15 protein-coding genes and 1 tRNA gene are annotated in these 22,037 nt (G+C 66.4%); 6 read left to right on the top strand and 10 right to left on the bottom strand.

Annotated features, from left to right (window positions below; translation table 11 throughout):
- Nucleotides 1-3: 3 nt before the first annotated feature.
- The gene (locus tag WG902_RS02595) at nt 4-1,527 is read right to left on the bottom strand and encodes a MerR family transcriptional regulator (RefSeq protein ID WP_340058337.1); all 1,524 of its coding nucleotides are present in this window, start codon (nt 1,525-1,527) and stop codon (nt 4-6) included.
- A 215-nt stretch (nt 1,528-1,742) separates the two neighbouring features.
- Here WG902_RS02595 and WG902_RS02590 point away from each other — a divergent pair, with 215 nt between their 5' ends.
- Nucleotides 1,743-2,117 carry a hypothetical protein gene (locus WG902_RS02590; protein ID WP_340058336.1) on the top strand — a complete coding sequence of 125 codons (375 nt, stop codon included), beginning with the start codon at nt 1,743-1,745 and terminating at the stop codon, nt 2,115-2,117.
- Nucleotides 2,118-2,212: 95 nt separating this feature from the next.
- Here WG902_RS02590 and WG902_RS02585 read toward each other — a convergent pair.
- The 7 genes from WG902_RS02585 to WG902_RS02555 all read right to left on the bottom strand — a co-directional run bounded on the left by WG902_RS02585 (nt 2,213) and on the right by WG902_RS02555 (nt 14,847).
- A tRNA-Ser gene (locus WG902_RS02585) sits at nt 2,213-2,303 on the bottom strand.
- A gap of 60 nt (nt 2,304-2,363) precedes the next feature.
- The gene (locus tag WG902_RS02580; RefSeq protein WP_340058335.1) at nt 2,364-4,439 is read right to left on the bottom strand and encodes a hybrid sensor histidine kinase/response regulator; all 2,076 of its coding nucleotides are present in this window, start codon (nt 4,437-4,439) and stop codon (nt 2,364-2,366) included.
- 66 nt (nt 4,440-4,505) lie between these two features.
- Entirely contained in the window at nt 4,506-10,763 is a 6,258-nt protein-coding gene (locus tag WG902_RS02575) for a HAMP domain-containing protein (RefSeq protein WP_445263664.1), read from the bottom strand.
- Nucleotides 10,764-11,379: 616 nt separating this feature from the next.
- Nucleotides 11,380-12,507 (bottom strand): branched-chain amino acid ABC transporter substrate-binding protein, encoded by a 1,128-nt coding sequence (locus tag WG902_RS02570; RefSeq protein WP_340058333.1) that lies wholly within the window; start codon nt 12,505-12,507, stop codon nt 11,380-11,382.
- A gap of 104 nt (nt 12,508-12,611) precedes the next feature.
- Nucleotides 12,612-12,908, bottom strand: a complete 297-nt coding sequence (locus WG902_RS02565; protein ID WP_340058332.1) for a hypothetical protein — start codon at nt 12,906-12,908, stop codon at nt 12,612-12,614.
- Nucleotides 12,908-13,345 (bottom strand): DNA polymerase III subunit chi, encoded by a 438-nt coding sequence (locus tag WG902_RS02560; protein WP_340058331.1) that lies wholly within the window; start codon nt 13,343-13,345, stop codon nt 12,908-12,910. Before WG902_RS02560 ends, WG902_RS02565 begins: the two co-directional genes overlap by 1 nt.
- Nucleotides 13,342-14,847 carry a leucyl aminopeptidase gene (locus WG902_RS02555; protein WP_340058330.1) on the bottom strand — a complete coding sequence of 502 codons (1,506 nt, stop codon included), beginning with the start codon at nt 14,845-14,847 and terminating at the stop codon, nt 13,342-13,344. Before WG902_RS02555 ends, WG902_RS02560 begins: the two co-directional genes overlap by 4 nt.
- Nucleotides 14,848-14,887: 40 nt before the next feature.
- Between WG902_RS02555 and lptF the strand changes: the two genes are divergently transcribed.
- From lptF to WG902_RS02535, 4 genes are read left to right on the top strand one after another with little or no spacing between them, the layout of a single operon-like run.
- Entirely contained in the window at nt 14,888-15,988 is a 1,101-nt protein-coding gene (gene lptF / locus WG902_RS02550) for an LPS export ABC transporter permease LptF (protein WP_340058329.1), read from the top strand.
- Nucleotides 15,985-17,085 carry an LPS export ABC transporter permease LptG gene (lptG, locus tag WG902_RS02545; protein ID WP_340058328.1) on the top strand — a complete coding sequence of 367 codons (1,101 nt, stop codon included), beginning with the start codon at nt 15,985-15,987 and terminating at the stop codon, nt 17,083-17,085. The genes lptF and lptG overlap by 4 nt, the downstream gene beginning before the upstream one ends.
- Nucleotides 17,085-17,444 carry a sirohydrochlorin chelatase gene (locus tag WG902_RS02540; protein ID WP_340058327.1) on the top strand — a complete coding sequence of 120 codons (360 nt, stop codon included), beginning with the start codon at nt 17,085-17,087 and terminating at the stop codon, nt 17,442-17,444. Before lptG ends, WG902_RS02540 begins: the two co-directional genes overlap by 1 nt.
- 43 nt (nt 17,445-17,487) lie before the next feature.
- Nucleotides 17,488-18,432 (top strand): CysB family HTH-type transcriptional regulator, encoded by a 945-nt coding sequence (locus WG902_RS02535; RefSeq protein WP_340058326.1) that lies wholly within the window; start codon nt 17,488-17,490, stop codon nt 18,430-18,432.
- Between the two features lie 39 nt (nt 18,433-18,471).
- Here WG902_RS02535 and WG902_RS02530 read toward each other — a convergent pair whose 3' ends face one another.
- Nucleotides 18,472-19,944: a class I SAM-dependent methyltransferase gene (locus WG902_RS02530; RefSeq protein ID WP_340058325.1), complete on the bottom strand. Its 1,473-nt coding sequence runs from the start codon at nt 19,942-19,944 to the stop codon at nt 18,472-18,474.
- Between the two features lie 62 nt (nt 19,945-20,006).
- On the opposite strand from WG902_RS02530, the gene WG902_RS02525 reads away from it, so the two are divergent.
- Complete coding sequence (locus WG902_RS02525; RefSeq protein ID WP_340058324.1) at nt 20,007-21,170, top strand: pyridoxal phosphate-dependent aminotransferase; 1,164 nt, start codon at nt 20,007-20,009, stop codon at nt 21,168-21,170.
- A 152-nt stretch (nt 21,171-21,322) separates the two neighbouring features.
- On the opposite strand, the gene WG902_RS02520 is transcribed toward WG902_RS02525, so the two are convergent.
- Entirely contained in the window at nt 21,323-22,030 is a 708-nt protein-coding gene (locus WG902_RS02520; protein ID WP_340058323.1) for a (2Fe-2S)-binding protein, read from the bottom strand.
- Nucleotides 22,031-22,037: the final 7 nt, after the last annotated feature.

The raw sequence follows: 22,037 nt of genomic DNA, 5'->3' as shown, positions 1-22,037 counted from the left end.
GAATCAGCCTGCCCCGCCGGGGCTGGTGAGGGGGGTCGGGGGGGTGAGGTCGAGGAGTTCGGCCACGGCCACGTCGGCCAGCCGGGGGGGAACAGGCGCGCCCGCTGCGATGTCCTGCAGCCGGTCGAAGGTGAAGAGCACGCGGGCGCCGCTGCCGTCGCGGCGCGGCACGCCGTAGGTCACGCGCTGGCGCTGGACCGGCGGCAGCTTGCCCAGGAGGGTGCGCGTGGACAGGATGGTCCCCATCCGGCCGCAGCGGGACAGCTGCTCGGCGCGATCCGCTGCTTCGCCCAGCACGCGCAGTTCCGCCGGTGCCCCGACGGCGCCGATCCACTCGCGGCCCTCGTCGACACCCACGTTCATGCACAGCTCGACGTCCCAGCCCTTGCGGGCCTGCCAGCGGCGGCTCACGCGGCGCATGGCTTCGCGCGCCTGCTGGGCGGCGGCCAGTGCGTTCCACAGGTAGCTGGTGTCCGAGTCCGAAGCGAAATACCAGACCAGCACTTCGCCCGGCTGCCGACCGGGCCGGCCGCCATGGCTGCGGTAGATCTGCTCCAGCTCCGCCCACACTTCGTTGAGCAGCTCGAAATACTCCTGGGCCGTCAGCTTCACCCACAGGCTCGTGGCGTCCTGCAGGGTGGCCACCAGCACCGCCAGCGGCATGTTGGTCAGCGAGCCGGGCTGCGGCGCCGCTGCCGCCGTCGCAGCCGTCGGGCGCCCAGCGGCGGCAGTTCTGCCCGCGGCTTCGCCCGGCACGGTAGCCGGCGCGGGGCCGAAGGCGAACAGCACCGCCTCGCGAAAGTGCACCGCATAGAGCAGCCGCGCGGGCAGCGTGCCCGTGGCCGCAAGGCGCGCCTGCGTCACCAGGCCCGCATCCGCGCGCCGGGTGGCGGCGTAGAGCGAACGCAGTTCCTCGGCCTGGTCCTGCAACAGCCCGCGGAACAGTTCCTCCGTGCGGTGCGCGCGGTCCTTGGCGACTTCCAGGTGGAAACGAACGATGGCGTCGCGGCCGCTGTCCGCGTCCAGGTCCATCAGATGGCGGAAGACGTTGTCGGTGGAATCGTCGGACGCGCCGAGCGGCGACAGGGGGCTGGTGTGCGTCTGCTCGTTCTGCCAGACCAGGCGAAAGCTGTCGTCCACCAGGTAGGCCGGGTAGTGCACGTCTCCCACGAACATGGTGAGCGTGGGGTCTCCCGCGAACACTGCGGCGCGCGATACGGGAGGCGGCGGCAGCGCGCGCGTGGGCGGCGCGTCCGGCAGCGCCGGGGGATCGAGTGTTTCTGCGCCGGGCTGGGCGCCGAAGTGACCGGAGATCCGCGTGATGCTCCAGCCTTCTCGCTTCAGCCGCTGGATGGTCTCGATGCGCGTGATCGTGTCATCGGGGAAATAGCCGATGCGGGGCGCGTCGCCGTGCTCAGGACCTGGCGGCAGGACCTGTGGCCGCGGCACGAGGCCGCTGGCGATGTAGTTGTTGAGCGTGGCACGCGAGATGCCGGTCCGCTCGATGATCTCCTTGCTGGTCAGCAAGAGCGCCCCTTGGTTATCTGTCTAAGACAGAGAGTACATCTGTCTAGACACACATGCAACTGTCTAGACAGTTATGTGTCCGAGTGACAACGAGGGTTAACACTGGTGCTGAGTCATATTTGGACAGTCCTATTTGGTGGCTTGGACAGTTCATTCTTGAAGCGGAGCACCTGTCGAAATGGCAAGATCCGGTTGCCTCGCTCAAGGAGAAGTCGATGGACCCGCAAACCATGCTTCGCACCGCAATCGTGTTGCTTGTCCTTACCGCTGTCGGCGGCTTGGTGATGGCGGGAATTCGCTTCAGCGGCCGGCCGAATCCACCCAGCGCGATCGCGATGCTCCACGGCTTGCTGGCGGCAGCAGGCCTCACCCTGGTGCTTTACGCCGGCCTCACCGCCGGCATGCCTGCGGGTGCGTGGGCCGGAGTCGCCCTCCTCCTTGCCGCGGCGCTCGGGGGGATGGTGCTGAACCTGCGCTATCACGTGGAGCGCGTCGCCCTGCCGATCTGGCTGGTTCTGGGGCATGCGGCGGCCGCGGCCGTCGGCCTGGCGGTGCTCGGAATTGCCGGGTGGAACGTGGGCGCAGGTTGACCGGGACGCTTGGTGCAGGCGAAGGCTGTTCAAGCAATGTGCGATGGCGCACCGCCATGCAAAAACCCGCCAAGGGCGGGTCTTCGTGGAGCAACTGGCGGAAGGGGCGGGATTCGAACCCGCGGAGGGCTATTAACCCTCACACGCTTTCCAGGCGTGCGACTTAAACCGCTCATCCACCCTTCCTACAGAGGCCGCGATTGTATCAGCGCGGCACCCGCGGCCGGACCGGTTGGCCCCGCGGCGTCACACGGTGGCGACCGACTTGCGCGCCTTGTTCGGGTCCGCGATCATCGTCAGCAGCAGGTCCACGTCGGCGGGCTTGACCATGTGGAAGTCGAACCCCGCCTGGGCCGAGCGCGACCGGCTCTCGGCCTCGCCATACCCCGTCAAGGCGATCAGCAGCGCATCTCGTGACTCCGGCTGCGCGCGCAATCCGTGCGCCACCTCGAAGCCGTTCATCCCGGGCAGCCCGATGTCCAGCAGCACGACGTGGGGGCGAAACTCGCGCGCGAGCGCCAGAGCCGACTGGCCTTCGTGCGCCACCTTCACTTCGAAGCCTTCCATCTCCAGCAGCGTCATCAAGGTTTCCGCGGAGGCCGCCAGGTCGTCGACCACCAGGATGCGGGAGGAGGTCCCGCGCGGCCCGGCCGGCCTGTGCGTGACCATCGGCGCGGCGCCAGTGCCCTCCTCCGTGCCCAAGCGCGCCGGCAATGCCACAGACACCCGCGCACCCTTGCCCAACCCTTCGCTGGTGGCCCACACCCGGCCACCGTGCAATTCGACCAGGTGCTTGACGAGAGTGAGGCCGATGCCCAGGCCGCCCTGGGAACGATCGAGCGACTGGTCGGCCTGGGCGAACAGGTCGAACATGTGCGGCAGGAACTCGGCCTCGATGCCGGCGCCCTCGTCCTGCACGGAAACCTGGAGTTCCCCGTCCGCGAAGGCCGCCTCCAGCCGGATGCGGCTGCGCAGCGGTGAAAACTTGCTGGCGTTGTTGACCAGGTTGGACAGCACCTGGGACAGCCGGTCCGGGTCGCCATCGAGCTCCACCGGCACCTGCGGCAGGACGACGTCGAGCACCTGCTCGCGCGCGCCCAGGCGCGGCGCACTGGCCTCCACCGACCGCTCGATCCAGGTCCCCAGCTGCAGGACCTCCGGCTTCACGGCCACCTTGCCCTGCACGATGCGTGACACGTCCAGCAGGTCGTCGATCAAGCGCGCCATGTGGTCCGCCTGCCGGCCGATCACGTCGCGCGCCCAGCCCAGCTTCGGCGGCAGCGATTCCGCGCTGGCGAGGATGTGGACGGCGTTGCGGATCGGGGCGAGCGGGTTGCGCAGCTCGTGGGCGAGCATCGCCAGGAACTCGTTCTTGCGCCGGTCCGCCGCCTGCACGGCGGAATACAGCCGCGCGTTTTCCATGGCGATCGAGGCGCGGCTGGCGAATTCGCGGATCAGCGCCTGGCGGGTCGCGCCGAACTGCTCCGCGTTGCCCAGCAGCGCCAGCGCGCCGCGGATCTCGTCACCGGCCATCAGCGGGCAGATCACCGCCGCGCGACCGTCGTCCTTGCGCCAGAACCTGAACTGCTTCTCCCGGACGACCGCGTCGGCCGCCGCCCTCAACTCGGGAGTGAAGACTTCGGGGTCGTCCGCGCGGGGCGCCGGATGCATTTCCAACCGGCGCACGCCGCCATCCTTGTCGGGAATGCCCAGGATGGCGCGATCCGCCAGCGCGGGCACACACAAGTCGAGCATCGCTGCGATCGTGTCGTCCAGGTTCAGTGAGCGGGACAGCACCTGGCTGGCTTCGGCCAGGAAGTCCGCACGCCGGATCGCCGCTTCGGCAGCGGTCCGGGCGGCCTCGGACCGCGCGAGCTCCTCGCGCTGCAGCGCCTGCTTTTGCAGCTGGCGGTTCATGCGGAACAGCTCCACGAAGACGCGCACCTTGGAGCGCAGCACCTCCGGCACGACCGGCGACGGGATGTAGTCGACGGCGCCCAGCGCGTAGCCGCGCCGCGCCTGCAGCTCGTCCACGTACGCCGTGATGAAGACGATCGGCGTCTGGGCCGACTTCTTGTACTGCCGGATGAGGCTGGCCGTTTCCAGCCCGTCGATGTCGGGCATGTTCACGTCCAGCAGGATGACCGCGAATTCCATCTCCAGGATGAATTTCAGCGCTTCCTGTCCCGACCGGGCGCTCACGATGTTCTGGCCGAGTTCCTCCAGGATGGTGCTGAAGACGACATGCTTTTCCGCCAGGTCGTCCACCACCAGGATGTTGACCTTTTCGGTCGGCTCCTCTTGGCCCGTGCTACTCGCCACCAGGTGTCCTTTGATCAGTCGGGGACAGGGCACGCTTCGCCGTGGTCTGTCCCCAAAGCCCTTGGATTATTGCTGCAACCACGCCCGCAGCACCGCCAGCAGGTCCGGCGTGTTCACCGGCTTGGCCAGGTAGTCCCAGGCGCCTGCCTCGATGCACTTCTCGCGGTCGCCCTTCATCGCCTTGGCCGTCACGGCGATCATCGGGAGATTGCGGCCCTGGGGCAACTTGCGGATCTCCTTCATCGTGGCCATGCCGTCCATCTCCGGCATCATGATGTCCATCAACACGACCTCGATGCCGGGATCGTTGGCCACCCGGTTGATCGCCTCGCGCCCATTGTCCGCCCAGACGATGTCCATGCCGTGCTCTTCCAGCACGGTGGCGAGGGCGAAGATGTTGCGCATGTCGTCGTCCACGATCAGCACCCGCTTGCCGGTGAGCGGCTTGGCGGACTCGTAGACGTGGTCGATGACAGTGCGCTTGGCCTCCGGCAGGCGCGACAGGTTGCGATGCAGGGCGATGAGCGCGGCGTCGAACAGGCGGGCCTCGCCGTGCACCTCGTGGACGGTGACGCTGTCGTCGGAATGCCACTGGTGCCGGGCGCCGCCCTCCCCTCGATACAGGATCAACGGCAAGGGCCCGATGCCGGCCTGGCCGCTGATGGCGCGACGGAAGTCGCGCGGGTCGACGCCGGCGAACCCATCCTGCAGCACCACCGCGTCATAGCGGTTGTCGTCCAGCGCCTGCAGCAACTGTTGCGGGCTCACCACCTGGGTCACGTCGATCTGCTCGCCTTCGATCTGCGCCAGCAGGCCACTGCGGACTTCCGGGTCGTCCACGGCCAGCAGCAGCGTCTTCTGGGGGCGGGCCACGTATTCGTGCAGCTTCTCGAGCATGCCGTCGAGCACTTCCTTGGAGCGGATCGGCTTCTCGAGGAAGGCCAGCGCCCCCGACTTGAAGGCGCGGTCCTTGCTGTCGTCCGTGGAGATGACGCACACCGGCACATGGCGCAGCGCCAGGTCGTGCTTGATGCGGTCGAGCACGCGCCAACCGGCCATGTCCGGCAGGTGCATGTCGAGCGTCACCGCCGACGGCTTGTGCTGGCTGGCCAGGGTCAGCGCGCCCGCACCCACCGTCGACACCAGTCCCTTGAACCCCTTGCCGCGCGCCGCATCCAGCAGGAAGCGGGCGAAGGCCAGGTCGTTCTCGACGATCAGGAGCACCTGGTCGCTGGACTCGATGTTGTCGCGGTCGTCATTGGCGACGTTGTCCGAGACGACCTCGTCCTCCTCGTCCGCCACTTCCCTCGAGCCGAGGTCGGCCGCACGCGCCGCGGGTTGCGGCGGCGGCGACAGGCGCTTGGGCGTCGTCGTGATCGTCTGGTCGGACCGGAAGTCGGTCGACACCCGCCGCGCCGTGCGGGTGGCCATGTAGACCAGCGGCAGGAACAACGTGAACGTCGAGCCCTGTCCCGGTGCGGAGACGAGGCGGATCTCGCCGCCGAGCAGCTTGGACAGCTCGCGCGAAATCGCCAGGCCGAGGCCGGTGCCGCCGTACTTGCGGCTGGTGGAGCCGTCGGCTTGCTGGAAGGCCTCGAAGATGATCTGCTGCTTGTCCGGCGAGATGCCGATGCCGGTGTCGGACACCGAGAACGCCAGCACCTGCTGGGCGCGGTTCAGGTCCTCGTTGTCGTTGCTCCAGCCGGCGAACACCTCCTCGACCTGCAGCGTCACGTGGCCCTGGTGGGTGAACTTGAAGGCGTTGGACAGCAGGTTCTTCAGGATCTGCTGCAGGCGCTTGGCATCCGTGACCATCGAGCCCGGCAGGTTGAGGCCGGTGCGGACGGTGAAGTCCACGTTCTTGGCTTCGGCCACGTGGCGGAAGGTGCGCTCCACGTACAGCTGCAGGTCGGACAGGCGCAGGTCGTTGACGTCCACGACCACCGTGCCGGACTCGATCTTGGACAGGTCCAGGATGTCGTTGATCAGCATCAGCAGGTCGTTGCCGGACGAGTGGATCGTCTTGGCGAACTCCACCTGCTTGGGCGTGAGGTTGCCCTCGGGGTTCTTGCACAGCTGGTCGGACAGGATCAGCAGCGAGTTCAGCGGCGTGCGCAGCTCGTGCGACATGTTGGCCAGGAACTCGGACTTGTACTTGGACGTCAGGGCCAGCTGCTTGGCTTTCTCCTCCAGGGCCTGACGGGCCTGTTCCACTTCCGCGTTCTTGCGCTCCACCTCCTGGTTCTGGTGGGCCAGCAGGCGGGCCTTCTCCTGCAGTTCCTCGTTGGTCTGCTGCAGTTCTTCCTGCCGCGACTGGAGCTCCTGCGCCAGCGACTGCGACTGGGCCAGCAGGTCCTCCGTCCGCATGTTGGCCTCGATCGTGTTGATCACGATGCCGATCGATTCCGTCAACTGGTCCAGGAAGGCCTGGTGGGTCGGATTGAAGCGCTCGATGGAAGCGAGCTCGATCACGCCCCGCACCTGCCCTTCGAAGATGATCGGCAGCACCAGCACGTTCAGCGGCGCCGTCTCGGTGAGGCCGGATGCGATCCTCAGCGTCTCGGGGAAGCTGGAAGTCAGCATGATCTTCTTCTTGTCGAAGGCGGCCTGGCCGACCAGGCCCTGGCCGAGATCGACTTCCTTGCCGTACGCGCCGTGGCCGTCGGAGGCATACGACGCCATCAGGCGCAGCTTCGGCTGCTCCTGCGTGTAGCGCAGCACGTAGAACTCCGCCTGCTGCGCGCCCACCACGGGCGCCAGCTCGGACAGGATCAGGTGGCCCACCGCGACCAGGTCGCGCTGGCCCTGCAGCATCCGCGAGAACTTGGCCAGGTTGGTCTTCAGCCAGTCCTGCTCGGTGTTGACCTGCGTGGTGTCCTTCAGGTTGCGGATCATCTCGTTGACGGTGTCCTTCAGCGCGGCCATCTCGCCCAGAGCCTCCACCGTGATCGAACGCGTCAGGTCACCCTGCGTCACGGCCGTCGCCACCTCGGCGATCGCCCGCACCTGCGTGGTGAGGTTGGCGGCCAGCTGGTTCACGTTTTCCGTCAGGCCCTTCCAGGTGCCCGCGGCGCCCGGCACCTTGGCCTGGCCGCCCAATTTGCCTTCCACGCCCACTTCGCGCGCGACGGTCGTCACCTGGTCGGCGAACGTGGCCAGCGTGTCGGTCATGCCGTTGATGGTGTCGGCCAGCGCCGCCACCTCGCCCTTGGCCTCCACGGTCAGCTTCTGCTCGAGGTCGCCGTTGGCCACCGCGGTCACCACCTTGGCGATACCACGCACCTGGGAGGTCAGGTTGCCGGCCATGAAGTTCACGTTGTCGGTCAGGTCCTTCCAGGTGCCGGCGACGCCCTGCACATAGGCCTGCCCGCCCAGTTTTCCTTCGGTGCCCACTTCCCGCGCCACCCGCGTCACTTCGGAGGCGAACGACGACAGCTGGTCCACCATCGTGTTGATGGTGTTCTTCAGTTCCAGGATCTCGCCCTTCACGTCCACCGTGATCTTCTTGGACAGGTCGCCGGCCGCCACCGCCTTGGTCACGTCCGCGATGTTCCGCACCTGCGAGGTCAGGTTGCCGGCCATGAAGTTCACGTTGTCGGTCAGGTCCTTCCACGTGCCGGCCACGCCCTGCACGTAGGCCTGGCCGCCCAGTTTTCCTTCGGTGCCCACTTCCCGCGCCACCCGCGTCACTTCCGAGGCGAAGCTTCGCAGCTGGTCCACCATGGTGTTGATGGTGATCTTCAGCTCCGAGATCTCGCCCTTCACGTCCACCGTGATCTTCTTGGACAGGTCGCCGGCGGCCACGGCCGTCGTCACCTCGGCGATGTTCCGCACCTGCGCGGTCAGGTTGCCGGCCATCGAATTCACGTTGTCGGTCAGGTCCTTCCAGGTGCCGGCCACGCCCTGCACGTCGGCCTGGCCGCCCAGTTTTCCTTCGGTTCCCACTTCCCGCGCCACCCGCGTCACTTCGGAGGCGAAGGAGCGCAGCTGGTCCACCATCGTGTTGATGGTGTTCTTCAGTTCGAGGATTTCGCCCTTCACGTCCACCGTGATCTTCTTGGACAGGTCACCTGCCGCCACGGCCTTGGTCACGTCCGCGATGTTCCGCACCTGCGCGGTCAGGTTGCCGGCCATCGAGTTCACGGAATCCGTCAGGTCCTTCCACGTGCCGGCCACACCCTGCACGTCGGCCTGGCCACCCAATTTGCCTTCGGTACCCACTTCGCGCGCGACCCGCGTCACCTCCGAAGCGAACGAGCGCAGCTGGTCCACCATCGTGTTGATGGTGTTCTTCAGTTCGAGGATTTCGCCCTTCACGTCCACCGTGATCTTCTTGGACAGGTCGCCGGCGGCCACGGCCTTCGTCACATCGGCGATGTTCCGCACCTGGCCCGTCAGGTTGCCGGCCATCGAGTTCACGGAGTCGGTCAAGTCCTTCCACGTGCCAGCCACGCCCTGCACGTCGGCCTGCCCGCCCAGCTTGCCTTCGGTACCCACTTCGCGGGCCACCCGCGTCACTTCCGAAGCGAACGAGGACAGCTGGTCCACCATGGTGTTGATGGTGTTCTTCAGCTCCAGGATTTCGCCCTTCACGTCCACCGTGATCTTCTTGGACAGGTCGCCGGCGGCCACGGCCGTCGTCACCTCGGCGATGTTCCGCACCTGGGAGGTCAGGTTGCCGGCCATGAAGTTCACCGAATCGGTCAAGTCCTTCCACGTGCCGGCGACGCCCTGCACGTCGGCCTGGCCGCCCAGTTTTCCTTCGGTACCCACTTCCCGCGCCACCCGCGTGACTTCGGAAGCGAAGGAGGACAGCTGGTCCACCATCGTGTTGATGGTGTTCTTCAATTCGAGAATTTCACCTTTCACGTCCACGGTGATCTTCTTGGACAGGTCACCGGCGGCCACGGCCGTCGTCACCTCGGCGATGTTCCGAACCTGCGACGTCAGGTTGCCGGCCATGAAGTTCACCGAGTCCGTCAAGTCCTTCCAGGTGCCGGCCACGCCCTGCACGTCGGCCTGGCCGCCCAGCTTTCCTTCCGTGCCCACTTCGCGCGCCACCCGCGTCACTTCGGAGGCGAAGGAACGCAGCTGGTCCACCATCGTGTTGATCGTGTTCTTCAGCTCGAGGATCTCGCCCTTCACGTCCACCGTGATCTTCTTGGACAAGTCACCGGCGGCCACCGCCTTGGTCACGTCGGCGATGTTCCGCACCTGGGCGGTCAGGTTACCGGCCATCGAGTTCACGGAATCGGTCAGGTCCTTCCAGGTGCCGGCAACGCCCTGCACGTCGGCCTGGCCACCCAATTTGCCCTCGGTGCCCACTTCGCGCGCCACCCGCGTCACTTCCGAAGCGAAGGACCGCAGCTGGTCCACCATCGTGTTGATGGTGTTCTTCAGTTCCAGGATTTCGCCCTTCACGTCCACCGTGATCTTCTTGGACAGGTCACCTGCCGCCACGGCCTTGGTCACGTCGGCGATGTTCCGCACCTGCGAGGTCAGGTTGCCGGCCATGAAGTTCACCGACTCGGTCAGGTCCTTCCAGGTGCCGGCCACGCCCTGCACGTCGGCCTGGCCGCCCAATTTGCCTTCGGTGCCCACTTCGCGCGCCACCCGCGTCACCTCCGAAGCAAAGGAGCGCAGCTGGTCCACCATCGTGTTGATGGTGTTCTTCAGTTCGAGGATTTCGCCCTTCACGTCCACCGTGATCTTCTTGGACAGGTCACCCGCGGCCACGGCCTTGGTCACCTCCGCGATGTTCCGCACCTGGGCGGTCAGGTTGCCGGCCATCGAGTTCACGGAATCGGTCAAGTCCTTCCACGTGCCGGCCACGCCCTGCACGTCGGCCTGCCCGCCCAGCTTGCCCTCGGTACCCACTTCCCGCGCCACCCGCGTCACTTCCGCGGAGAAGGTGCCCAGCTGCTGCACCATCTTGTTGATGGTCATGGCGGTGCGCAGGAATTCGCCTTCCAGCGCGCGGCCGTCGGCCTCCAGGGCCATGGACTTCGACAAGTCGCCCTGGGCCACCGCGCCGATCACGCGCGCCACTTCGGACGTCGGGTGCACCAGGTCGGAGATGAGGGAGTTGATCGACTCGGCGGAGTCGCGCCAGAAGCCGCCCACGCTCGGCATGGCGGCGCGTTCCTTCAGCTTGCCTTCCTTGCCCACCACCCGCGACAGGCGCGCCAGTTCCTGCGAAATCCGCACGTTCTCGGTGACGACGTCGTTGAAGACATCGGCAACCTTGCCGAACAGCCCGGACCAGTCATGCGGCAGTTCCGCGCGCATGCTGCCCTTCTTCAGGTCGGTCAAGGCCGCCAGCATGGTGCGCGTGCGCTCGGCGCCGAGTTCCACCTCGTCGAGCAATGCATTCACGCTGCCCACGCTCTCCTGCCAGAAGCCCGTGAGCTTGTCGTCGTTGACGCGGCGGCCGGCGCGGGCACCGCTGTGCGGGCCGCCGGCGACGGACTTCAGCTTCTGGATGGAGCGGGCGGTCTGGGCAGAAAGGTCGTTGAATTCAGCCGCGATCTTGCCGAACAGCCCGTCCCATTCGGTCGGAAGGCTCACACCCTGCTCGCCCCGCCTGAAGGCGGACAGCGCCTTCAACACCTGCTTCAGATGGTCCCCGTCGCGATGCTCGGCAGCAGGCAGTTTCGCGAGTACTTCCATGTCATTCCCCCATTGGTAAGCAACTGTTGGCGGAACCAACAGGACGAGGGAGGGTACCGGTTTCGACGCGCACCTTCAACCCGACAGGAAAGCGCGATGGCCCGCAAACCCAATGCTGGCGCGGGCTGTAGGACCACGCGCACACGATGAGTTGGGCTGGGCCTACGCGCGCGCGGCGCGCGAGCGACAGGTATCCATCAGTGAAGCGGAAACAAGAAAGCCGCCCGAAGGCGGCTTTGGCCGATACACCGCGTTACCGCGGATCAGCAGATTACATCGGGTTCTTCACGCCGCCCTTGTACGTGTAGAGCGTGGTCGAGGCGTTCTTCAGCTCGCCATTCGACTCGAAAACGATCGTCGATGTCACGCCCTTGAAATTGGTCTTGGCCAGTTCCTTGGTGTAGACCTTCGGGTCGACCGAGTTGGCGCGCTTCATCGCGTCGACCAGGACGAACGTGGCGTCATAGGTGTAGGGGCTGTACACCTGGAACTGGTTCGGGTACTTCTTGTCGTACTTTTCCTTCCAGGCCTTGCCGCCGGGCATCTTGGCCAGGGAGGCACCGCCTTCGGCGCAGATCACGTTGTCCAGCGTCTTGGCGCCCGCTGCCAGCTTGATGATCTCGCTGGTGCAGATGCCGTCGCCGCCAAAGTACTTGACGTTGGCCAGGCCCAGCTGCTCCATCTGGCGCAGCATGGGGCCGGCTTGCGGGTCCATGCCGCCGTAGAAGATGGCGTCCGGGTTCTTGGACTTGATGGTGGTCAGGATCGCCATGAAGTCGGTGGCGTTCGTGTTGGTGAACTGCTCGTCGACGACCTGCATGCCCTTGGACTGGGCGGTCTTCTTGAACACTTCGGCGACGCCCTGGCCGTAGGCAGTGCGGTCATCGATGATCGCGACCTTCTTCAGCTTCAGGGTGTCGGCCGCGTACAGGGCCAGCGCGGCGCCCAGGGCGTTGTCGTTGGCGATGATGCGGTAGGTGGTCTTGTAGCCGGGCTTGGTCAGGCCGGGGTTGGTGGCCGCGCCGGTGACGTGGGGGATGCCGCAGTCGTTGTAGACCTTGGAGGCGGGAATCGTCGTGCCCGAGTTCAGGTGGCCGACCACGCCGGCGACCTTGGCGTCGCACAGCTTCTGGGCGGCGGCCGTGCCCTGCTTCGGGTCGGCGGCGTCGTCTTCAGCCTGGATCTCGAACTTGATCGTCTTGCCGCCGATCTTGATCTTCTGCGCGTTCAGGTCCTCGATGGCCATGCGGACGCCGTTTTCGTTGTCCTTGCCATAGTGAGCTTGCGCGCCGGACAGCGGGGCGACGTGACCGATCTTGACGACCTGCTCCTGGGCCGCGGCCAGGCCACTGGCCGCTGCAATGGCCATGGCGACCGTCAGTTTCAGTTTGAATTGCATGAGAACCTCCAGATATAGGATTTAGTTGAGAGCCATTGCATGCTCAACGGGTGGCGACGTTATCGCAATTTCCAGGCCCGGGCCATAGGGAAAGGTCTAGGTCGTCAGCGATTTGCAGTCTTGGCGATCTCTTCGGCGACAGCTTCGGCCACCAGCTGGCGCACCGCCACCTCAAGCCGCTCACGCAGCAGGGGGGTCAGTTGTGCGGTCTGTTCGACGACCACGGAGGCGATCGCCTCCCGTACGCGCCGGTCGAGCGCCAGGTCGACCCGCTGCAGCACGCGCTGCACAAGCTGGTCCTGGGACAGCGCAGGCGACGACGAGGGCCCCAACGGGGCCGGGCCCGAGTGCACGACCTGGGTCAGTGTCGGCACGAAGCGCGGCGGGGTGCGATTGGCCATCAGCTCGACTCCCGTGTCACCGCGTCGTACTTCCGGATGGCGTAGCCCCGGGAAGCGTAGTGTTTCCAGCGCGTTCGCGCTTGCTGGCGGTCGGTCTCGTCCTGGGTCACGATTTCGTTGAGCCTCTCGAATTTCTCGAATCCCTCGGGCACGGCCCCTCCCAGGTTGACCAGGATGTCCTGGTGGGGAGCACCCCGCACCTGGTCCGCCAGGACCACCGGCGAGGCCTGCAGCACCTGCGGCTCCGCGGTCGCCGCGTGGCAATGGGGGATGAAGTCGGTCGCGGAGAAGCGCCACAGCTCCTCGTCCAGCTGTTGCAACAGCGGGCCGCCGCCGGTCACCACCACCTTCGCGCCGGTGCCGGTGGCCCGGCGGACCAGCCGGCACACATACGCCAGCGGGTCCGGCACGTTGAAGTGGAAGGTGACCTCCGTCATGCCTTGGCGCGCGACCGGCCGCCCTTGGCGGCGGCCTTCCGGGGCGTCGCTGTGACGGCCCTGCCCTCCTGCGCCAGCAGGAATTCCAGCAGCAGCCCGACCGGCCGGCCGGTGGAGCCCTTCGACGCGCCGCCCTTCCAGGCGGTGCCCGCGATGTCCAGGTGGGCCCAGGGATAGTTCTGGGCGAAGCGATGCAGGAACTTGGCCGCCACCACCGCGCCGGCGGCGCGGCCGGCCACGTTGGCAACGTCGGCGAAATTGGTCTTCAGCCCTTCGGCGTATTCGTCGTCCATCGGCAGGCGCCAGCACGGGTCCAGCGCCGCATCGCCGGCGGCGAGCAGCTGGTCGGCCAGGTCGTCGTCGGTGGCGAACATTCCGCTGCGCACCCCGCCCAGGGCGACTACGCACGCGCCCGTTAGCGTGGCGATGTCGATCACCGCGCGCGGCTTGAAGCGCTCCGCGTACGTCAGGGCATCGCAGAGGATCAGGCGGCCCTCGGCGTCGGTGTTCAGCACCTCGATGGTCTGGCCGCTCAGGCTGGTGAGGATGTCGCCGGGCTTGTAGGCGCTGCCGTCCGGCATGTTCTCGCAGCTGGGAATCAGGCCCACGACATTCAGCTTCGGCTTCAGTTCGGCCAGCGCGCGGAAGGTGCCCAGCACGCTGGCCGCGCCTCCCATGTCGTACTTCATCTCGTCCATCTCGGCGGACGGCTTGATCGAGATGCCGCCGGTGTCGAAGGTGATGCCCTTGCCGACCAGCACCACGGGCGCCTCGCCCTTGCCGGCGCCGTCGTAGCGCATCACGATGAAGCGCAGCGGCTCGGCCGAGCCCTTGGCGACGCTGGCGAAGGAGCCCATGCCGATCCGGGCCACTTCCTTGGGTCCCATCACTTCCACCGCGAAACCGTGCGCCTTGCCCAGGCGCTGCGCCTCCTCGCCCAGCCGCGTGGGGGTCGCGTAGTTCGGCGGCAGGTTGCCCAGTTCGCGGGCGAACTCGATGCCCACCGCGGCGGACCGTGCACGCTGGAACGCCTGCCGGTGCGCGGCAGCGTCGGCGACCCCGATCACCACTTTCTTCAGCTCGCGCCCTTCCGGCTTGGACTTGGTGGCCACGTACACATAGCTGCTTTCGGCGGTGCCGCAGACGGCGGCGCGGACGGCGGCGTCGCCGCTGCCCGCCGGCAGCACGATGACCAGCTTCTTGGCCGCGGCGGAGCGCAGGGCGCCCGCTGCCGCCTGCACCGCGGCATGCACGCGCTTGCCGGAGCCGTCGCCAGCGCCGACGAACATCACCCGGGTGGCGGCCACGCCTTCGGGCCGGTAGGCATGCAACATCTTCCCGGGCTTCGGCTCCAGGTCGCGCGCGGCGAGCGCGGCGGACACGAGGCGGGAGACCGGATCACGGCCCTTGGCCTGGAAGCCCTCCGTCACCACCACCAGCAGCACGTCGCATTTCTCCGCGGCTGCGCCGGCGAGGTCGAGGGTCTTGAGTTCGAAGTCCATAATCCGTTGTTGTTCACGGCGCAAGGCGCCTCGGCCGCCGATGTTATTCCATTCAACCGTCCGCAAGGAGCTGGCGCGCAGTTTCGGCGCCTCGCTCGTGGTGCTGGTCACCATCGTCATGACCATGACCCTGATCCGCACGCTGGGCCTGGCCAGCCGCGGCAGCGTGAACCCGGAAGAAGTATTGATGGTGATGGGCTACGTCGTGCTCGGCTACCTGCCCACCATCCTGACGCTGTCGCTGTTCATCGCCATCGTCGGCACGCTGTCGCGCATGTACCGGGACAGCGAGATGGTCATCTGGTTCAGCGCCGGCCGCGGCTTGTCGGCCTTCGTGCGGCCGCTCTTCGGCTTCGCCTGGCCGGTGTTGCTGGTGATCGCCCTGCTTTCGCTGGCCATCTGGCCGTGGGCCAACCAGCAGACCCAGGAACTGAAGGACCGCTATGGCAGCCGGGGCGACCTGGAGCGGGTGGCGCCGGGCCAGTTCCAGGAGTCGGCCAGCGGGCGGCGGGTGTTCTTCCTGGACAAGGACACGCCGGACAACAAGTCGGGCCGGAACATCTTCATCTCCAGCGTCGAGAAGGACAAGGAGACGGTCACCTCGGCGCGCACCGGCCGGGTGGAAACCGTGGGCGACAGCCAGTTCCTGCTGCTGTCCAATGGCCAGCGGCTGGAAAACTCGCTCAAGGGCGAAGGGTTGCGCATCAGCGAATTCGAACAGCACGGTACCCGCGTGGACAGCGCCAAGCTGGCCGTGCAGGCCGACAGCCCCATCAAGACGCGGACGACGCTGCGGCTGATCCGGGAGCCCACGCCCGTGAACCAGGGAGAGCTGGCGTGGCGCCTGGGCATGGCGCTGGCGGCGCTGAATTTCGTGATCCTGGCGGTGACGGTGTCCAGCGTGAATCCGCGCGTGGGCCGCAGCGGCAACCTGGTGTTCGCCCTCTTCGCTTTCGTCGTCTATTTCAACCTGCTGAACCTCGGGCAAAGCTGGATAGCCGGCGGCCGCGCGGGCTTCTTCACGTTCATCCTGCTCCTGCATGGGGGCATCTTTGCCGCCGCCGCCCTCTGGCTGGCCAAGCAGCACAACAACTGGATGGTCGCCCCACGCCTGCGCCGGTTGCGAGGTCGCGCCGCATGAGGACCATCCGCCGGCTGGTGTTCGTCGAGGTGGTGCAGGCCGTGGCCTTTGTCAGCCTGGGATTCCTGGCGCTGTTCTTCTTCTTCGACTTCGTCGAGGAGCTGGGCAACCTGGGCCGGGGCATCCAGGCCTATCGCATGACGCAGGCCCTGGCCTATGTCGCCCTGCGCGTGCCGAACCACCTCTACGAACTGCTGCCGATCGCCGTGCTGATCGGCACCATCTTCGTGATGGCGCGCTTCGCGCAGAGCTCCGAGTACACCATCCTGCGCACCAGCGGCCTGGGTCCGTGGCGCGCGCTGCGGGCCTTGCTGCTGCTGGGCCTGGGCTTCACCGTGCTCACCTTCGCCACCGGCGACTACCTCGCTCCGCTCAGCGACCGGACCGCCCAACTGCTGAAAGCGCGCCTGAGCGGTGGTGTTTCGGTCGGCAGCACCGGCGCATGGCTGAAGGAGCGCCAGCGCTACTTTTCCTACAACGTGAACGTCGGCGGGCTCAATGCCGACGGCCAGATGCGCAACGTGAGGATCTTCGAGGCCGACTCCCGCGGCTTCCTGGTGTCCCTGACGCAGGCGCCGCGCGGTCGGTTCGACGAGGGCGCGTGGATCCTGCAGGACGCGGACCGGACCGAATTCACCAGTGCCGAGGTCGAGCCGGCGCGCGTGCTGCGCGTGAAGTCGCCGACGCTGCGGTGGCCCACCGAGATCACCCAGGAGATGGTGTCGGTGGCGCTGCTCAAGCCGGACCGCATGAGCACCATCGCCCTGTTCCAGTACGTGCGGCACCTGGAGGCGAACTCGCAGACTTCGCAGCGTTACGAGATCGAGTTCTGGCGCAAGGTCTTCTATCCGCTGTCGTGCCTGGTGATGGTGGTGCTGGCGCTTCCCTTCGCCTACCTGCACTTCCGCCAGGGCGGCATCACCACTTACGTGTTCGGCGGGGTGCTGATCGGCATCAGCTTCTTCCTGCTGAACAACGTGTTCGGCTACATCGGCAACCTGCAGAACTGGCGGCCCTGGGTCGCTGCGGGGGCGCCGGGATTCCTCTACACGCTGTTCTCGCTGGGCGCGTTCGGCTGGCTGGTCCTGAGGCGCTAGTGACGCAGGCCGTCATCCTGTTCGGGCACGGATCGCGCGACCCGTTGTGGCGGCTGCCGATGGAAGCTGTGGCCGCGCGGCTTCGGGCCATGCAGCCGAAAGTGCCAGTGCTCTGCGCCTATCTCGAACTGGACACGCCCACGCTGCCGGAAGCCGCGACGCAGCTGGTGGCGCAAGGCGCGCGCGACGTCAGGATCGTCCCGATGTTCCTGGGCACCGGCCGGCACGCGCGCGAAGACCTGCCCAGGCTCCTGTCACAGGTGCAGGCCGAGCACCCGCAGGTCACGTTTTCGTTGCAGAAGTCGATCGGAGAAGACGCTCGCGTGATCGACCTGATCGCAAGGATTGCATTGGAATAAGAGAGATTGGCATAATGAATCTCTTTCTTAGAATAAATCCGGTATGAATCTGCATCAGTTTCGCTTCGTCCAGGAGGCGGTACGGCGGAACCTGAACCTCACCGAGGCGGCAAAATCGCTGCACACCTCGCAGCCGGGCGTGTCGAAGGCCATCATCGAGCTGGAGGAAGAACTCGGCGTCGAAATCTTCGCCCGCCATGGCAAGCGGCTCAAGCGCGTGACCGAGCCGGGCCAGCACGTGCTCAAGAGCATCGAGCTGATCATGCGCGAGGTCGGCAACCTCAAGCGCATCGGCGAGCAGTTCAGCGCCCAGGACAGCGGCACCCTCTCCATCGCCACCACCCATACGCAGGCGCGCTATGTGCTGCCGGTTCCGGTGGCCAAGCTGCGCGAGGCTTATCCCAAGGTGAGTGTCAGCCTGCACCAGGGCTCGCCGGACCAGGTGGCGCGGATGGTGATGGACGAAGTGGCGGAAATCGGCATCGCCACCGAATCGCTCTCGGATTACGGCGACCTCGTCACCCTGCCGTGCTACGAGTGGCAGCACGTGCTGGTGCTGCCGCAGTCGCACCCGCTGGTGAAGAAGGAACGCATCACCATCGAGGACATCGCCGCGGAACCGCTGGTGACCTACCACCCGTCCTTCACCGGCCGCACCCGCATCGATGCCGCGTTCGCCCAGCGCAAGCTGACGCCGCGCATCGCGCTCGAGGCGATCGATTCCGACGTGATCAAGACCTACGTCCGGTTGGGCCTGGGCATCGGCATCGTGGCGGAGATGGCGGTGCGCGACGACGGCAGCAACAACGACCTGGCGGTGCGGCCGCTGGGCACCCTGTTCGGGCACAACCTGGCGCGCGTCGCCTTCAAGCGCGGCGCCTACCTGCGAAACTTCGTTTACCGCTTCGCCGAGCTGCTGTCCGATCGCCTGGACCGCAACCTCATCGCCAAGGCGATGACGGGCCAGGGCACCGACTTCGACATGTGACTGTCGAACCGCTGCGATTCGGCGTCGCAGCGGTCGCCATCACAGCGGATCGACGAGCCAGGCGCGGACGTGCTTTGCCTTCAGTTTTTGCTTGAGCGCCTGCTGCACGGGGGCGTGGCGCAACACCTCCCCCTGGATGATGAACAGCTTCGCCTCGACCGGCGCTTCGTCGACGATCATGGCGCAAAGCTCGTCGACCAGGTTGTTCTCGACCAGGTAGTCGCCGAGCTTGGCGATGTTCAGCGGCCAGTTCTTGCCGAACTGGCCCGTGAGCGCCTGTGACATCGGCCGCCATTGCTGGGCCTCGTCGAGGATGAGCCTCTTGAGGACCGCATCGGTCGGATAGGCCGGAACCCCTTTCGCCTCGAACTGGAACGAGAGACTGGACTTGCCCTTCTTGGAGCGGCCGCCGATGAGCATGGCCACCGACTGGTGCGGCGTGCAATGGAAGACGTACCGGTTCACCGGATCGCCCTTTTGATCCACGCTGCGACCGACCGCCCGCACGGCGTAATCCTGCAACAGATCGTTCAGGAGGTAGTCGCGCGTCGGATAACGTTTCACGCCATCCCAGCGCTTGACGGTACGCCACGCCCGCACCCCAGGCTCGTTCATGAGTCCGCACTCGAGGACCAGCACGCCGTTGGGGTTGAGGTGGGTGGCGAGCTTTTTCAGCAGCGCCAGCTGCTCGCGCTCGTAGTGGATGGCCGAGAGGAAGAAGATGACATCGAACTTCTCGTCCGGGATGTCCCACCAGGACGCCTTCATGAATTCGGCCTCGGGACAACGCTGCCGGGCGCTCTCGACCGCCTCCTGCTTGAAGTCGACGCCAAGCACGCGGCGCGCGCCCTGGCGCACCGCCTCCATGCAGAAGAAGCCCTCGTTGCAGCCGATGTCGAGAACCGCCTTGTCCTTCAAGGGGGGCTGGGCCGGATCGGGCCGCGGCAGGTCGCCGAGTCGCAGCGCCTCGAGCTTTTCGTTCGACTTCGACCCGCCGGTGCCGTCGAAGTCCTGGTACGAACGCTTCGGCTTTGCCGCCCCGGACTTCGCCACCTTCGACTTCGCCGCCGCGGGCTTGGCCGCCGCCGGCTTCGGTGCACGGGCCGGCCGTTGCAGCACTGTCAGCGCGTTCCAGCCTCCGGCCTTGGACGAGGACACCTTGAGGTTTGCCAGTTCTGCCGGATCGATCTGGTTCGAAAGCTGGATGTCGAAACCATGCGTGCCTTCCGACTTCAGGACAGCGGCAACGTCGGCGCGATGGATGTCGGCCACGCCTTCCGCGACGACGGTGTCGCCCAGCGAGACACGCACGGTAGCTGGACCTTTTCGCGCTGGATCGTGCGGGGCCCAGCCCTTCACACGTTGTTGCGAAACAAGCTCAACGCAGCCAGCCATGTCAATCCTCTGAAAATCAAAACCGTCAATTCTAGCCCGAACGCATTGCCTGCCTCCGTGCGGATTCCCGCCTCGGTGCGCAGGGACAGCCGCGGGATGAACAAGCGCACGATTCATGCGGAGAACAGCGATCCGATTAGCTCATACACTTGGAAAGACCCGCCGAATCGACAAAGCCCATGAGCACCCTGGACCGCACTCCGCCCCTGCAGACCAAGTTCCCCACCATCGGGACCACCATCTTCACCGTGATGTCCGCCCTCGCCGCCGAGAAGGGCGCCGTGAACCTGGGCCAGGGCTTCCCCGACTTCGACTGCGACCCGAAATTGCTGGATGCGGTGACGGACGCCATGCGCAAGGGCCTGAACCAGTATCCGCCGATGACGGGCGTGCCCGCGCTGCGCGAAGCCGTGGCGGCCAAGATCGAAGCCCTGTACGGCCGCAAGTACGACGCGGCCACCGAAATCACCATCACGGCGGGCGCGACGCAGGCCATCATCACGGCGGTGCTGGCCATCGTGAAGCCCGGCGACGAGGTGATCGTGCTGGAGCCCTGCTACGACAGCTACGTGCCCAACATCGAGCTGGCCGGCGGCGTGGTGGTCCGCGTGCCGCTGACGCCCGGCACCTTCCGCCCCGACTTCGCGAAGATCGGCGCCGCCATCTCGCCGCGCACCCGCGCGATCATCGTCAACTCCCCGCACAACCCCAGCGCCACCGTCTGGACGCGCGCGGAGATGCTGCGGTTGCAGGACCTGCTGGCGCCCACCGACATCTTCGTCATCAGCGACGAGGTGTACGAGCACATGGTGTTCGACGGCCAGCTGCACCAGAGCGCCGCCCGCTTCCCCGGCCTAGCGGCGCGCTCGCTGATCGTCTCGAGCTTCGGCAAGACCTATCACGTGACCGGCTGGAAGATCGGCTACGTGGCCGCACCGGCGGCGCTGACGGCGGAATTCCGCAAGGTGCACCAGTTCAACGTGTTCACGGTGAACACGCCGATGCAGTTCGGCCTGGCCAGCTATATGGCTTCGCCCGAGCCTTACCTGCAGTTGTCGGCGTTCTACCAGCGCAAGCGCGACCTGTTCCGGGAGGGCATCGCACGCACCCGGCTGAAGCTGCTGCCCAGTGAAGGCACGTATTTCCAGTGCGTCGACATCTCCGGTGTCAGCGACCTGAAGGAAGCCGACTTCTGCAAGTGGCTGACCAACGAGTTCGGCGTCGCCGCCATCCCGATGTCCGCGCTCTACGTGGACGGCGATGACCAGGGCATCGTGCGGTTCTGCTTTGCCAAGAAAGACGAGACGCTGCGCAGCGCGCTGGACCGGTTGGCCAAGCTCTGACCGCCAAACCCGAACAGCCGGACGCAGAAGGCGCAAAAGTTACGCAGAAGGCGCAGAAGGCGCAGAAGGACATCCAAAACCTTTTGTTGGTTTTCCTTTTTGCGTCTTCTGCGTAGTTTCTGCGCCTTCTGCGTCCGGTTGTTGGAAGTTCCTCAGCACTGGATCGCATTGCGGCAGAACTTGTCCAGTTCCCGCACCACCGACTGACCGCGCACCGCGTTCTTCGCTTTCGCGCCCACGTCCAGCGAAAGCTTCATCTCGTACTTGCGGAAGAATTCGTCGAACAGCTCGCCGCCGAGCGTGCCGTAAGCCGTCAGGGTGTCGGCCTTCGGTTCATGCGCCAGGAGCACCGCGCACAGCGGCTGCTTCGCCGGCCCGGACAGCACTTGCGCCCCCTTGGCGGGGTCGTACTGGCTGTGCTCCGCGCAGCAGTGGATCAACCCGTCCTGCACCCCGCGCTGCGCCCGCGTCTTGCGAAAGCTGATGAAACTTACCTCCCGCGTCGGGTACACCAGCTGGTGCGCGCAGATCGCCGAGAACGCGACGATGCTGCGTTGGCGGCCGACGCCGCCCGGCCAGTTGTAGGCGCTGCGATCCTGCGTCACCAGCGCGTGCGGCGCGACCGGCCGTCCCAGGTCCAGCAGGAACACCGGCGTGGCCTCGAACGGATAGTGAAAGACGTAGTTCAGCTGCGGCTTCAGCTCCGACGCCCGCAGTGGATCCCCGCGCTCGTTGACCAGCATCGCGCGCCCATACTCCTTGGGCACCGCGTTGGCGGCCCAGGCCGGGACACCAGCCACCGCGCCGGACAGGCCGGCGGCACCGGCGGTGCAGGACTCCAGGAAACAGCGTCGATCCATGGCAAAC

Source organism: Ramlibacter sp. PS3R-8, from assembly GCF_037572435.1.
GTDB lineage: Bacteria > Pseudomonadota > Gammaproteobacteria > Burkholderiales > Burkholderiaceae_C > Ramlibacter.
The sequence above is the reverse complement of the archived record's forward strand: the minus strand, read 5'-3'. Positions and strand labels throughout refer to the sequence as shown.